Source organism: Comamonas sp. UBA7528, from assembly GCF_002479375.1.
Lineage (GTDB): Bacteria > Pseudomonadota > Gammaproteobacteria > Burkholderiales > Burkholderiaceae_C > Comamonas.
This window is the reverse complement of the sequence record NZ_DLMU01000002.1, coordinates 84,804-97,524: the sequence shown is the minus strand read 5'-3', so window position 1 is coordinate 97,524 and position 12,721 is coordinate 84,804. Positions and strand designations below refer to the sequence as shown.

Here is a 12,721-nt window from a genome sequence, read left to right as displayed (position 1 = left end):
AGACACGGCCTATGCAGCTGCGTTTTGACATCCACGTCCCACATGCCTTTGTCCGCACCCACGGTGGCCCGCACGCCCCAGCATATCCGCCGCATCCACTTCAACAGCTTTGTCCGTGAGGACGGGCTGTGGGACATCGAAGGCGAACTGCTGGACACCAAGGCCGTCGATGTGCCCCGGGTCAACAGCCCCGGCATACGCAAGGCAGGCGACCCCGTCCACCACATGTGGATCCGCGTCACCGTCAATACCCAGCTGGTGGTGCAGTCCATCGAAGCCGTGATGGATGCCCACCCTCTGGGTGGCTGCCCCGCCGCGCTGGAGGCCATGCAGAAGATGGTGGGCAGCTGCATGGCACGCGGCTGGCGCAAGTCGATCGAGACGCACCTGGGCACCATCGCCGGCTGCACCCATATGCGCGAGCTGCTGCAAAGCATGGCCACCGCCACTTTCCAGAGCATTGTCGGCGCCTTCACCACCGCCCCGGACACCCCGCCGCGCTACCTGGGCCAGTGCAAGGGCTGGGACTTTGACGGCCCCGGCGTGGCCGAACACTTTCCGCAGTTTGTGCATTTCCAGGCCAAACCCAAGGCCTGAAGCGGTTGCGCGCCGCAGCGCAGACGGCCTTCACCCCCAGGCTTGCGAGGCCACAACGCTGCAGATGCAGCAGCGGCCACCGCGCAGAAACGAACCTGTCAGCGCTCCCCGTACCGCCGCTGCTCGCGCAGCATGAACAGGTACAGCCCTTCCACCTTCTCGCGCGCCCAGGGCGTCTTGCGCAGAAAGCGCAGGCTGGAAGTGATGCTGGGATCGACATTGAAGCAGCGCAGCTGGATGCGGTCGCCCAGGCCGGGCCAGCCGTAGTAGTCCACCAGCTCGGTCACGATGCGCTCCAGCGTGATGCCGTGCAAGGGGTTGCGGGGTTGCTGCGCAGGAGTGGTCGTCATGGGCCGATTGTCGCGTACCGGCCGCCAGCCGGCCACGCCAGGGCCTTTGCGCACCGCATCCTGCAACGCGGGAAAATGCCTAGCACGCAGCGGCCCCTTGGGACCGCACCACACCCTTGCCCCCACCAGGGCCGGCAGGCAGCAGACGCGGCAGCACCTTTTGTACACTGCAGCCCATTTTTGAACGGACCGCTACCCCACCTGCGGCCACCGCACTGCACCATGCTCTCTCGTTTTGCACAGGCCCGCCGGGCCCTGGGCGCTGTCCTGGCGCTGGGGACTCTGGGCGCGCTGCCGCTTGCTGCGGCCCATGCGGCCCCGCCCGCCCCTGCCTTTCCTGGCAAGCCGGTGCGCATCATCACTCCCTTCCCGGTGGGGGGCGGTCCGGACGGTGTGGCCCGCCTGCTGGCCGATGGCCTGGCGCGCCGCTGGGGCCAGCCGGTGGTGGTGGAGAACCGCCCGGGTGGCAACGGCTTCATTGCCATTGATGCCTTCAAGCGCGCTCCCCAGGACGGCAGCACCCTGATCGTGCTGGATGGCCTGCACCTGTCGGCCTACCCCAGCCTGTTCAAAAAACTGCCCTACGACCCGCAGCGCGACTTCATGCCGCTGATGGCCTTGTTCAAGACCTATTTTTTCATCACGGTTCCGCAGAACAGCCCCTACCGCTCGGTAGGCGCGCTGGTGGCCGATGCCCTGGCCCGTCCGGGCCAGCTGAACTACGGTTCCTGGTCGGTGGGCAACCCGGTGCACCTGGGGGCCGAGCTGCTGGCCGCCCGCACCGGCGCCCGCATGCAGCATGTGGTGTTCAAGGAAACCTCGCAGCTCTACACCTCGGTGTCCACCGGCGATCTGCACTTCTCGCTGGGCAGCGCCGCCACTGCCGGCCCGCTGCAGCGCGCCGGCAAACTGCGCTTTCTGGCGATTGCGGCACCGCAGCGCTCGCCCGATTTTCCGGATGTGCCCACTGTCGGCGAATCCGGTGGCCCGCAAGGGCTGGAAGTCTCGGGCTGGAACGCACTGGTGGCCCCGGTCGGCCTGCCGCCCGCCGTGGCGGAGCAGATCCGCCAGGATGCCCAAGCCGCACTGGACACCCCCGAAGCGCGCACCAAGTTCCAGAGCTTTGGCTACACGCCCTTTCCCGCCACCCGCAAACAGCTGGAGCAGTTCATTGCCGCCGAGCACCAGCGCTTTGCCGAGGTGATCCGTCAGAGCCATATCAGCCTGGACTGAGCGCCCGGTCCGGGGGCACCGCATGGGCGATGCACAGGGCCGCCCTATCACGCGGTACGGGGCTCCCCCACCTCCACCGGCACCAGCGCCCGCCACCAGCGCTCGCCGGCGCGGGGGGCCCCCAGGTCCAGCCGTTCGCCCATCAGCGGCGTGGCCACGGCAATGGCCTGGGCTTCGGCCAGGTCCACCACGCGTTCGAACGGGTCCCACCAGGCATGCATGGCCAGGTTGAAGGTGCCGTTGTGGATGGGCAGCAGCCATTTGCCGCCCAGATCCTGGTGGGCCTGCACGGTCTGCGCCGGGTGCATGTGCACATAGGGCCAGTGTTCGTTGTAGGCGCCGGTCTCCATCAGCGTCACATCGAAGGGGCCAAACTGCCGGCCGATCTGCGTGAAGCCGTCAAAGTAGCCGCCATCACCACTGAAGAAGATGCGCAGCGGTTGCGTGCTTTCCAGGTCTTCGATCACCCAGGACGCCCACAACGTGCGGTTGCCGTCGCGCAGGCTGCGACCCGAAAAATGCTGGGCCGGCGTGGCCGTGAAGCGCAGCCCATCCACCTGCGTGCCCTGCCACCAGTCGTACTGCTGCACCTTGGCTGCCGGCACGCCCCAAGCCACCAGCCGGTCCCCCACGCCCAAGGTACAGATGAACAGATCGGTTTTGGCCGCCAGAATCCGCACCGTGGCACGGTCCAGGTGGTCGTAATGGTCGTGCGACAGCAGCACGCCGCGCAGTGGTGGCAACTCTGCCAAGGCAATGGGTGGTGCATGAAAGCGCTTGGGCCCGAAGAACGCCAACGGGGAGGCACGTTCGGCAAACACCGGGTCGGTGATCCACCAGCCCCCACGCAGCTTCATCAACAAGGTAGAGTGGCCGATGCGGTAGAGGCTGCGCTCGGGCGCCGCCTCCAGCTGGGCGCGCGTGATTGGTTGCACCGGCAGCGGTGCCGCCGGCTCCGAGTTGCGCGGCTTGTTGAAGAAAAAATCCCACATCACCTTGGCGCCGGGCTGCGGACCCTGGGCAGGACGGGGGTGGATGTTGCGAAAGCGCCCGCCCGCAAACTGCGGCGATTGCGGATAGGCCACAACCGGGCTGCGAAAGAAACGGGCCAAGGGGTTGGAGAGTGGCATGGCGCGAAAGAGGTCAGAAGTCCACAGACTGCCACAGGTGGGGGCAGCGCTGCTAACCACAAGCCCGAAGCGCTGCGGGTGAACGCCATGGCACAGGCGTTCCTGCAGAAAGAGGAGCAAACCGTGCTGTCTGCATAAGGGTCTGCAGTGATTTCTATACGAAGGCTTTAGAGAAAAAAACGTGTCGCACCAGGGCCCGGATACCCTTCCGGCGACGCAACGCGCTGTCCGCCATCAGGGGACCAGACCCTGGTCCTCGGGCATCAGCACCTCGGCCATGCGCTGCTGGATCCATTGCGCAGTGGCATCCAGCACCGCGCCTTGCAGCGTCAGCATGCGCACGGCCAGCGGCGGCAGCAGCAGCTCGGTGCACTGCAGCACGCTCAGGCGCGACAGCCCCTCGCCGTACTCGATGATGTTGCGCGGCAGGATGGCCCAGCCCAGGCCATCGGCCACCATGTCGGCCAGCACATAAAAGCTGTCCGAGCGCCACACGCGGGGGCTGAGCATCAGCTCCTCCACGCCTTCGATGCACATCACCAGCTGGCGCTGCGCAGCCAGGGCCTGGCGGCTGACGCGGGACTGCCGGGCCAGCGGATGGTCGTGCGCCACACACACCATCTGCGGCACGCTTGCCACGGCGCACTGGGCAAACTGTCCGCCGACCACCCCCCGGTCAAACTGAAAGCCCAGCTGGGCACGCTGGCTTTGCACGGCCAGCGCTACTTCGGCAGCCGTGCCATTGAGCACCGTCAGCTCCAGCGCCGGATAGTGCTGGGCCAGTTCACGCAGCAGCCGGGCGATCGGCGGGTACGGGAGCGCCTCGTCCAGCGCCATGCACAGCGTGGCGGTCTGGCCTGCGGCCAGTGCACGGGCCCGCAGCTCCAGCGCCTGGGCCTGGTGCAGCAGCGCGCGAGCTTCCAGCAACATCACGCTGCCGGCCGGTGTGAGCTGCACGCTGCGGCCAGCACGGCTGAACAGCGCCACGCCCAGATCAGCCTCCAGCAAGCCCATGGCCATGCTCACAGCCGACTGCGCCCGGCCCAGACGGCGTGCGGCCTGCGTCATCGAGCCGCATTCGGCCACGGCAACAAACTGGTTCAGGCGTTCAAGTGTCCATTCCATGCATCAATTTTATTGATTGAATCAAACTTTTATAAATCAATAAATTGATTAATCATGCGGTCTTTGCGCACCAGCAGAGCTGGAGCGCTGGCTGATACGCATTGGTTTTGTCATGGTTCTGTCTGTTTCCACTCCCCTCCACACCGCTCCCGCCGCGCGCCACCGCTGGCTGGTGCTGGGCATTCTGTCCGTGGCCCTGCTGCTGATCGTCATCGACATGACGGTGCTCTACACCGCCCTGCCCCGGCTGACACACGATCTGGCGGCCAGTGCCTCGGCCAAGCTGTGGATCCTCAACATCTACGCGCTGGTGGTCTCGGGCCTGCTGCTGGGCATGGGCACACTGGGCGACAAGCTGGGTCACAAGACGATGCTGCTGTCAGGCCTGGCGGTGTTTGGTGCGGCCTCGCTGCTGGCGGCGTTTGCTCCCGACACCGGCGTGCTGATTGCCGCGCGTGCACTGCTGGGTGTGGGCGCCGCCATGATGATGCCGGCCACGCTGTCGGTGATCCGACTGAGCTTTGGCGATGACAAGGAACGTGCCCTGGCCATCGGCATCTGGGCCTCGGTGGCCTCGGGCGGTGCGGCCTTCGGGCCGGTGGTGGGCGGCGCGCTGCTGGAGCATTTCTGGTGGGGTTCGGTGTTCCTGCTCAACGTGCCCATTGTGCTGGTCACGCTGCCCCTGGCCTGTCGCTATATCGCCCCCTCGCACGGCGACCGCCAGCGCCCCTGGGACGGCATTGCCAGCCTGCAGGTGATGGTGGGGCTGGTGGCCTGCACCTATGCCATCAAGGAAGCGGGCAAGGCCACGCCGAACTGGGCCATGGCGCTGCTGACCCTGCTGCTGGGCACGGCGTTTCTGGCCATCTTCGTGCGTCGCCAGCGCCGCAGTGCCCACCCGCTGCTGGACCTGGAGCTGTTTCGCAACCCCACGTTCAGCATGGCGGTGGTGGCCGCACTGACCTCGTCGGCCGCGCTGCTGGGCATGCAACTGGTGTTCAGCCAGCGGCTGCAACTGGTCGCGGGCTATTCCCCCCTGGAAGCAGGCTGGGCCACGCTGCCCCTGCCGGTGGCGGCGTTTGTGGCCGGCCCCATTGCCGGCCGGCTGCTGCACCGCTGGGGCAGCCCGCTGCTGCTGGCGCGCGCGCTGCTGGTAGCCGGTCTGGGCATGGCGGCCTATTGGTGGGTGCACCTAGCCGCCACGCCATGGCAGGTGCTGAGCCTGGCAGTGCTGGGCTTTGGCGTAGGCGCCACCATGACGGCAGCGTCGGCCACCATCCTGATGAGCGTCGCGCCCGAACGCGCGGGCATGGCCGCCTCGGTGGAAGAAGTGTCGTACGAGCTGGGGGGTGCCCTGGGCGTGACGCTGATGGGCAGCATGCTCTCGGCGGTCTACGCCCACAGTCTGGCGCTCCCGGCGCTGGCCGGTGCAATGCCCGCCAGCGTGCGTGACAGCCTGGACGAAGCACTGCTAGCGGCCGAAGGCCTGCCCGCCGCCATGGCACAGCCGCTGGTGCACGCCGCCCACAGGGCCTTTGACCAGGGTTTCACTGCGGTGCTGCTCAGCGCCTCGGTCCTGCTGGTGGCCGCCGCCGCACTGGTGCGTTGGCGCATGCGCTGAACACGCCTGCGCGCGGCTGCGTGCCTCCTTATTTCAGGATGGCAGCAGCGCAGCCCGCCAACCACCAAGGGGTTTCTGGTCAGCGATCAGGATGCCGCTTGCAGCCACTGCAGCGCCAGCCGCTCATCGGCCAGCGCAAAACGCCGCACCTCGGCCGAAGTGAAATGCTCGGCCAGAAACTCGGCAAGGCCTGCCGCCGCGCTGTCGGTCACCAGGGCAATGCGTTCCACCCGCTTGTGGTGCGCCTGCACAAAGTGCATGTGGGCACTGAACCCGGCCCAATTCTCCCAGCCGGGAAACTCGGCCGCCCGCACCAGCACCCCATTCAGCCGGGCGTGGCCCATCAGATAGGCATCCACCTCGGTCCGCAGCCGCTCGAAGTCCTGCTCGGTCAGCGGACCGCTGGGGTGCAAGCGCAAAATGCCTTCGGGTTTCATCAAGGTGAACGTAAGCATGGCAGCGCTCCTGGAGTCGCAGACCTTCACTGTACGGCGGACTGACCGCGCCTGCAGTGCCTGCACTGCCATCAATGGTTTAGGGCATGCACCTGCACCCCTACACCGCGTGCGTGTGCTGCACCACAGGCAAGATGGCGTTCAGCGCATGCATTGCGCGAGGGACTGGACCATGAACGCCATGACACAACGCCTCCAGGCACTACTGGATGCCGGCAAGGAAACCGCGCTGCTGCGCTATACCCTGGGCAAAGCCGCACTGGACGACGCGCAGCCTGCCGCTGCCCTGGAACACCTGCTGCGCGCCACCACACTGGATCCGCACTATTCCGTGGCCTGGAAACTGCTGGGCAAAGCCCAGCTGGCGCTGGACAACCCCACCGCCGCGCGCCAGGCCTGGGAGAGCGGCCTGGCCTGCGCCCAGGACAAGGGCGATGCCCAGGTGGTGAAAGAGCTGGGCGTGTTCCTGAAGCGGCTGGACAAACAGCAAAGCTGAGAGCGGTTTAAACCGTCTGCAAGCGCATAGCCATCGACATCGACCTCGGCTGTGCCTTCGCGCCGTCTGCGCGCTCCCTGCCAACATAGATTGCGGCCGCCATGCCACCCTAGCGGCAGGAACGAACACCTCTTCCCGGGATCCTGGCGGGGAGGGTCGCATTGCACCTGCGCGCCAACACACCCATGGCGGGTAACGCCATCACCGCACCGGCACTCCCTGCAGACGCAGCCAGGCCATCCAGGGACATCCAGTGCCCTTGCCGCACAGCAACCTCTGCCCATCCGCGACAATCCCGCCCCTATGTCTGATTTGCCCGTTTCGAACTCTGCTCCCGCCTCCCCCTCCTCCACTTCCGCCCTGCGTCTGGTCTTGATCCTGGGCCTGCTCTCGGCCATCGGGCCGTTTGCCATCGATATGTACCTGCCGGCGCTGCCGCAGATCGGCGCCAGCCTGAACGCGCCGGTATCGGCCGTGCAGGCCAGTCTGACGGCCTTCTTTTTGGCGCTGGGCGTGGGCCAGCCGCTGTTCGGCTCGCTGGCCGATCTGTGGGGCCGCAAAAAACCGCTGTACCTGGGCCTGGCCATCTTCGTGCTGGCCAGCATCGGCTGCGCGCTGGCGCAGGACATTCAGACCCTGGTAGTGCTGCGCTTCATCCAGGGCCTGGGGGCTGCAGCCGGCATGGCGATTCCCCGCGCCGTGGTGCGTGATCTGCACACCGGCCACGAGGCGGCCCGCATGATGTCGCTGCTGATGCTGGTGTTCAGCGTTTCGCCCATCCTGGCACCGCTGGCCGGCAGCGCGGTGATTGGGCTGGGCGGCTGGCGCTGGGTGTTCTGGGCGGTCACTGCGGCCGCGGTACTGGGCATGCTGGCCATGGTGCGCGGCCTGCCCGAAACCCGTGGCCCAGCGGCACGCGGCGACAGCCATCTGGCCGACACGTTCCGCGCCTATGCGCTGCTGCTGCGTGACGCGCACTACCTGGGTCTGGTCTTCATCGGGGCCTGCGCCATGGCGGGCTTTTTCGTCTACCTGGCCGGCTCGCCCTTTGTGCTGATCAACCACTACGGCCTCTCCACCACGCAGTACAGCATGGCGTTTGCACTGAATGCCGTGGCCTTCATCGGTGCCGCGCAGTTCACCGGCGCGCTGGGCCAGCGCTTCGGCCTGGCCACCGTGGTCAAGCTGGCGGCCAGCGCCAGCGGTGTGGTCATGGTCGCACTGCTGACCTATTACCTGCTGGGCGGCGATCAGTTGGCGGTACTGATGGCGCTGTACTTCATTGCCAGTGCCTTCATGGGCCTGGTGATTCCCACCACCTCCGTGCTGGCCCTGGAAGAGCATGGCGCCATTGCCGGCACCGCATCGGCCCTGCTGGGCACGCTGCAGATGCTCATGGGCGCCATCGCCATGCAACTGGTGGGCCTGTTCTCCACCGGCAAGCCCCTGCCCATGGTGGTGGGCATGGCCACCGGCGCACTGTGCGGCGTGGCGCTGACCTGGATCACACTGGGAGCCGCCCGCAGTCGCCAGACAGCCCAGGCACAGTGAAATGAGCCCTGCTGCACCACGCTGACGGGGTGCTGCAGCCACGGGCCAGCCGGCCCTCCCGGTTCCAACAGGTTTCAGGCCGATAGGGCCTGCCTGCGAATACAGGCCTTCAGCGCCGTCAGCGCTGCCGACTCCGGTGCCCCGACCCGGGTCACCAGGCCGTAGGGCTCCGCATTGGCATGCACTTTCAGGTCCAGCCGTGCCAGCGTCTGCCGGGCCTCGAAAAACTGCAGGGTCTCCAGCGACATCAGGGCCACCATGGCAGGGCTTTTGTTCAGCAACAGCGCGGTGGCAAACGTCGATGAGGTCTCCACCGGCCTGAACGCCAGCACCACGCCGTTGCTGGCCGCCTCGCGCTCCAGCAGAGTGCGCAGCGGCATGTGACCAGGAAACAGAATCCACGGGTACTGCGCCACCTGTTCCCAGCCGACATCCGGGGTGCGGCTGAGCGCATGCATGGGCGAGACCGCCACCGCCACCTCTTCCTCGCGCAGCCATTCGAAATGGAAGATATCGGTGCGCCGGGCCACCGATGTCCGGCACAGCGCCAGGTCCAGCACGCCGCTTTGCAGGCCTTCCAGCAGGTCGGCGCTGGTGCCCTCCTGCAGCTCGACCGTCACATCCGGGTGCAGCCTGTGGAAGGCAATCAGGGCATTGGCCAACACGGCCGCCAATGCGCCCGCAATCGTACCCACGGCAATGCGTACACCGGAAGTGCGGGACATGCCCAGCAGTTCCTTGTGCATGTGTGCCAGGCTGGACAGCATCAGGCGCGCATACCGGATGGCGCAACGCCCCATGTCGGTCGGCACCAGGCCCTGTGGCGTGCGGGCAAACAAGGTGACGCCAATCGCTTCTTCTATTTCGCGCAGGGCCTTGCTCACGCCCGGCTGCGACATGTGCAGCAGCACGGCGGCCTGGTGCACCGAGCCCATGTCTTCGATGGCGATGAGCAGCTTGAGCTGCTTGAACTTGAGCCGGCCGCCCATGGCATGCAGGCTGGCCAATTGCTGCGCCACATCCTGCTCGGGTTTCTCCGGAGATTCCATTTTGTTCTACCTGGACCTGTGTTCCGCATGTGCGCGCCTGCTGGCGACTCCTAGACTGCGCAGCGTCGAATAAATTACTTGGAGACGTTGTATGAAGTTGTTGCGTTATGGCCCAGCCGGTGCGGAGAAGCCAGGAATCTTGGACACGGAAGGTCGCATCCGGGACATCTCCGCCCTGACGGCGGATATTGACGGAAAGTTCCTGGCCAGCGCCGCCGTGGCCCAGCTGGCGGCCACGGATCCCGCCACCCTGCCGCTGGTGGCCGGTCAACCTCGCCTGGGTGCCTGCGTAGGCCAGATCGGCAAGTTCATCTGCATCGGCCTGAACTATGCCGACCATGCCGCCGAATCGAATATGCCCATCCCCCAGGAGCCCGTGGTCTTCAACAAATGGACCTCGGCCGTGGTCGGCCCCAATGACGACGTGAAGATTCCCCGCGGCTCGGTCAAGACCGACTGGGAAGTGGAGCTGGGCATCGTCATCGGCAAAACCGCGTCCTACATCGACGCCAGCCAGGCCATGGACCATGTGGCAGGCTACTGCGTGGTCAACGACGTATCGGAACGCGAATACCAGATCGAGCGCGGAGGCACCTGGGACAAAGGCAAGGGCTGCGACACCTTCGGCCCCACCGGACCCTGGCTGGTCACCAAGGACGAGGTGCCGGATCCGCACCAGCTCAGGCTGTGGCTGGAAGTCGATGGCCACCGCTACCAGGACGGAAGCACCGCCACGATGATCTTCAAGGTGCCCGAAATCATTGCTTACCTCAGCCGCTTCATGACGTTGCACCCCGGCGATGTCATCTCCACCGGCACCCCACCCGGCGTCGGCATGGGCATCAAGCCCGCACCGGTGTACCTGCGCGCAGGCCAGACCATGCGCCTGGGCATCGATGGCCTGGGCGAACAGCAACAGCGCGTGATTGCCGCGTAAGGAGATGAACATGAACCAGTACGACTTCGCAGGCAAGGTGGCAGTGGTCACCGGCGGCGCCCAAGGCATTGGCCTGTCCGTGGTGGAGCGGCTGCTCGACGGCGGTGCGGCCGTGGCCATCTGGGACCGCGACCCCCAGGCCCTGCAGACAGCGCAGCAGAACCTGCAGGCCAAAGGCACCGTGCACACCGTCGTCACCGACATCACGGACATGGCCAGTGTGGAGCAGGCCAGCGCGGACACGGCGGCCGCCCTGGGACCGGTTTCCATCCTGGTGAACAGTGCCGGCATTGCGGGCGCCAACGCCCCCACGGTCGACTACCCGGCTGCGGAATGGGACCAGGTGATCAAGGTGAACCTGCATGGCACGTTCAACGTCAACAAGGTGCTGCTCAAGGGCATGGTGACCCAGGGTTATGGCCGGGTGGTGAACGTAGCGTCCATCGCCGGCAAGGAAGGCAACCCCAATGCCTGCGCCTACAGCGCGTCCAAGGCCGGTGTCATTGCATTGACCAAGAGCATCGGCAAGGAAACCGCCGGCCAAAACATCTCGGTCAACGCCATCACCCCGGCGGCGGCCAAGACCAAGATCTTCGATCAGATGTCGCAGCAGCACATCGACTACATGCTCTCCAAGATTCCCCGCGGCCGCTTCGTCCAGGTCGACGAGATTGCATCGCTGGTGGGCTGGCTGGTGAGCGAGGAAAACTCGTTCACCACGGGCGCGGTCTTCGATCTTTCCGGCGGCCGGGCGACCTACTGACTGAGCTGACAACGCCGCAGCATAGCGGCGTGTTCCATCAATAAAAAAGGAGACAAGCTATGAGCACAACACTGCACGTAGAAAGTGGATTAAACACCGGGGAAGTTTCACGCGAGAAGGAGATCTACGGCAAAGTCTTCTGGCGTTTCATCCCCTTGCTGGTGATCTGCTGGGTCATGGCCTACCTGGACCGTGTGAACATCAGCTTTGCCAAGCTGCAGATGCAAAGCGAGCTGGGTTTTTCGGATGCGGTCTATGGCCTGGGGGCCAGCATCTTCTTCATTGGCTACTTCCTGTTTGAAGTGCCCAGCAACATGATCCTGCACCGGGTAGGGGCCCGCATCTGGATCATGCGCATCATGGTGACCTGGGGCATTGCTTCGGCCTGCACCATGTTCGTCACCAGCGAGATGGGCTTTTACTTCATCCGTTTCCTGGTCGGTGCCCTGGAAGCGGGATTTGTGCCCGGCGCCCTGTACTACTTCACCAAGTGGTTCCCCGCCCAGCGCCGGGGCCGCATCAACACCATCTTCATGTCCGGCATTGCCTTCTGCGGCATCATCGGCGGCCCCATTTCGGGCGGCATCATGAAGTTCACGGATGGCGCCATGGGCCTGCATGGCTGGCAATGGCTGTTCCTGCTGGAAGGCCTTCCTTCCATCGTGCTGGGCATCATCGTCTGGTTCCACCTGGACGATGAAATCGAGCATGCCAAATGGCTCAGCGCCAGCGACCGGCAGTTCTGGAGCAGCATGGTCAGCCGCGATGCCAAGAAGGCGGATACCCACCACTTCGGTGCGGCGCTGCGCGAACCCGCCACCTACATTCTGTCGATCATCTATCTGTGCCTGGCCGGCGGCATCTATGGCCTGGTGTTCTGGATGCCCCAGCTCATCAAGACCGCTGGCACACAGGACACGTTTGCCATCGGCCTGATCTCGGCCATTCCCTATCTGGTCGCCGGCGTGACCATGATTCTGCTGGGCAAGAACTCCGACCGCACCGGTGAACGCCGTTGGCACCTGGCTTTGACGGCCTTGCTCGGCGGCGCGGGCTACTTCATCTGCGGCATGTACAGCGAACACACGGTGGCGCTGCTGTTCGGTCTGACGCTGGCGGCCACGGGCGTGATCTCCGCCATCGGTCTGTTCTGGGTCTTCCCCCAGCGTTTTCTGACCGGCATGGCCGCCGCCGCCGGGATCGCCCTGATCAACTCCATCGGCCAACTAGGCGGACTGATCAGCCCCTACATGGTGGGCAAGGTCAAGGACGTCACCGGCAGCGCGTCCATGGGGCTGTACGCTCTGGCTGCAGCGCTGGTGGTGAGCTTCCTCATCATCGCCTGGGGTCTGCCACAGCGCTTCTACGAACGCACCCGGAGCTGACATTTCACCCATGTAAAAAAAGCCCGCCG

Annotated in this window: 13 protein-coding genes; 8 read left to right on the top strand and 5 right to left on the bottom strand. The window is 65.6% G+C overall.

Annotated features, from left to right (window positions below; translation table 11 throughout):
- Positions 1–42 precede the first annotated feature (42 nt).
- On the top strand, positions 43–597 hold the full coding sequence (locus tag B3349_RS02310; protein WP_291586096.1) for a DUF2889 domain-containing protein: 555 nt from the start codon (positions 43–45) through the stop codon (positions 595–597).
- A 98-nt stretch (positions 598–695) separates the two neighbouring features.
- Here the strand turns inward: B3349_RS02310 and B3349_RS02305 are convergent, their stop codons facing one another.
- Positions 696–947, bottom strand: coding sequence for a VF530 family protein (locus B3349_RS02305; RefSeq protein ID WP_280013581.1), 252 nt, complete (start codon positions 945–947; stop codon positions 696–698).
- 222 nt (positions 948–1,169) lie between these two features.
- Between B3349_RS02305 and B3349_RS02300 the strand changes: the two genes are divergently transcribed.
- The gene (locus B3349_RS02300; RefSeq protein ID WP_291586093.1) at positions 1,170–2,180 is read left to right on the top strand and encodes a Bug family tripartite tricarboxylate transporter substrate binding protein; all 1,011 of its coding nucleotides are present in this window, start codon (positions 1,170–1,172) and stop codon (positions 2,178–2,180) included.
- Between the two features lie 47 nt (positions 2,181–2,227).
- Here B3349_RS02300 and B3349_RS02295 read toward each other — a convergent pair whose 3' ends face one another.
- Both B3349_RS02295 and B3349_RS02290 read right to left on the bottom strand, forming a co-directional pair.
- A complete protein-coding gene (locus tag B3349_RS02295) occupies positions 2,228–3,310 on the bottom strand; it encodes an MBL fold metallo-hydrolase (protein ID WP_291586091.1) in 1,083 nt (360 codons plus the stop codon).
- A gap of 234 nt (positions 3,311–3,544) precedes the next feature.
- A complete protein-coding gene (locus B3349_RS02290; RefSeq protein WP_291586089.1) occupies positions 3,545–4,435 on the bottom strand; it encodes a LysR family transcriptional regulator in 891 nt (296 codons plus the stop codon).
- Between the two features lie 112 nt (positions 4,436–4,547).
- Between B3349_RS02290 and B3349_RS02285 the strand changes: the two genes are divergently transcribed.
- The gene (locus B3349_RS02285; RefSeq protein WP_291586087.1) at positions 4,548–6,056 is read left to right on the top strand and encodes an MFS transporter; all 1,509 of its coding nucleotides are present in this window, start codon (positions 4,548–4,550) and stop codon (positions 6,054–6,056) included.
- An 86-nt stretch (positions 6,057–6,142) separates the two neighbouring features.
- Here the strand turns inward: B3349_RS02285 and B3349_RS02280 are convergent, their stop codons facing one another.
- Positions 6,143–6,511 (bottom strand): SpoIIAA family protein, encoded by a 369-nt coding sequence (locus B3349_RS02280; RefSeq protein WP_291586085.1) that lies wholly within the window; start codon positions 6,509–6,511, stop codon positions 6,143–6,145.
- A 172-nt stretch (positions 6,512–6,683) separates the two neighbouring features.
- Here B3349_RS02280 and B3349_RS02275 point away from each other — a divergent pair, with 172 nt between their 5' ends.
- Entirely contained in the window at positions 6,684–7,007 is a 324-nt protein-coding gene (locus tag B3349_RS02275; RefSeq protein WP_291586084.1) for a tetratricopeptide repeat protein, read from the top strand.
- Positions 7,008–7,310: 303 nt separating this feature from the next.
- On the top strand, positions 7,311–8,558 hold the full coding sequence (locus B3349_RS02270; RefSeq protein WP_291586082.1) for a multidrug effflux MFS transporter: 1,248 nt from the start codon (positions 7,311–7,313) through the stop codon (positions 8,556–8,558).
- 74 nt (positions 8,559–8,632) lie between these two features.
- On the opposite strand, the gene B3349_RS02265 is transcribed toward B3349_RS02270, so the two are convergent.
- Positions 8,633–9,607: a LysR family transcriptional regulator gene (locus B3349_RS02265; RefSeq protein WP_291586080.1), complete on the bottom strand. Its 975-nt coding sequence runs from the start codon at positions 9,605–9,607 to the stop codon at positions 8,633–8,635.
- Between the two features lie 91 nt (positions 9,608–9,698).
- Here B3349_RS02265 and B3349_RS02260 point away from each other — a divergent pair, with 91 nt between their 5' ends.
- From B3349_RS02260 to B3349_RS02250, 3 genes are read left to right on the top strand one after another with little or no spacing between them, the layout of a single operon-like run.
- On the top strand, positions 9,699–10,544 hold the full coding sequence (locus B3349_RS02260; RefSeq protein WP_291586078.1) for an ureidoglycolate lyase: 846 nt from the start codon (positions 9,699–9,701) through the stop codon (positions 10,542–10,544).
- A 10-nt stretch (positions 10,545–10,554) separates the two neighbouring features.
- Positions 10,555–11,307, top strand: coding sequence for an SDR family NAD(P)-dependent oxidoreductase (locus tag B3349_RS02255; protein ID WP_291586076.1), 753 nt, complete (start codon positions 10,555–10,557; stop codon positions 11,305–11,307).
- Between the two features lie 59 nt (positions 11,308–11,366).
- Positions 11,367–12,692, top strand: coding sequence for an MFS transporter (locus tag B3349_RS02250; protein ID WP_291586074.1), 1,326 nt, complete (start codon positions 11,367–11,369; stop codon positions 12,690–12,692).
- The last annotated feature ends 29 nt before the right edge of the window (positions 12,693–12,721 follow it).

Bases quoted from the DNA above. Each gene is read 5' to 3' on its own strand.
- B3349_RS02250 (WP_291586074.1), top strand. From the start codon at position 11,367: ATGAGCACAACACTGCACGTAGAAAGTGGATTAAACACCGGGGAAGTT.
- B3349_RS02305 (WP_280013581.1), bottom strand. From the start codon at position 947: ATGACGACCACTCCTGCGCAGCAACCCCGCAACCCCTTGCACGGCATC.
- B3349_RS02310 (WP_291586096.1), top strand. From the start codon at position 43: ATGCCTTTGTCCGCACCCACGGTGGCCCGCACGCCCCAGCATATCCGC.
- B3349_RS02265 (WP_291586080.1), bottom strand. From the start codon at position 9,607: ATGGAATCTCCGGAGAAACCCGAGCAGGATGTGGCGCAGCAATTGGCC.
- B3349_RS02275 (WP_291586084.1), top strand. From the start codon at position 6,684: ATGAACGCCATGACACAACGCCTCCAGGCACTACTGGATGCCGGCAAG.
- B3349_RS02270 (WP_291586082.1), top strand. From the start codon at position 7,311: ATGTCTGATTTGCCCGTTTCGAACTCTGCTCCCGCCTCCCCCTCCTCC.
- B3349_RS02280 (WP_291586085.1), bottom strand. From the start codon at position 6,511: ATGCTTACGTTCACCTTGATGAAACCCGAAGGCATTTTGCGCTTGCAC.
- B3349_RS02295 (WP_291586091.1), bottom strand. From the start codon at position 3,310: ATGCCACTCTCCAACCCCTTGGCCCGTTTCTTTCGCAGCCCGGTTGTG.
- B3349_RS02300 (WP_291586093.1), top strand. From the start codon at position 1,170: ATGCTCTCTCGTTTTGCACAGGCCCGCCGGGCCCTGGGCGCTGTCCTG.
- B3349_RS02290 (WP_291586089.1), bottom strand. From the start codon at position 4,435: ATGGAATGGACACTTGAACGCCTGAACCAGTTTGTTGCCGTGGCCGAA.
- B3349_RS02255 (WP_291586076.1), top strand. From the start codon at position 10,555: ATGAACCAGTACGACTTCGCAGGCAAGGTGGCAGTGGTCACCGGCGGC.
- B3349_RS02285 (WP_291586087.1), top strand. From the start codon at position 4,548: ATGGTTCTGTCTGTTTCCACTCCCCTCCACACCGCTCCCGCCGCGCGC.
- B3349_RS02260 (WP_291586078.1), top strand. From the start codon at position 9,699: ATGAAGTTGTTGCGTTATGGCCCAGCCGGTGCGGAGAAGCCAGGAATC.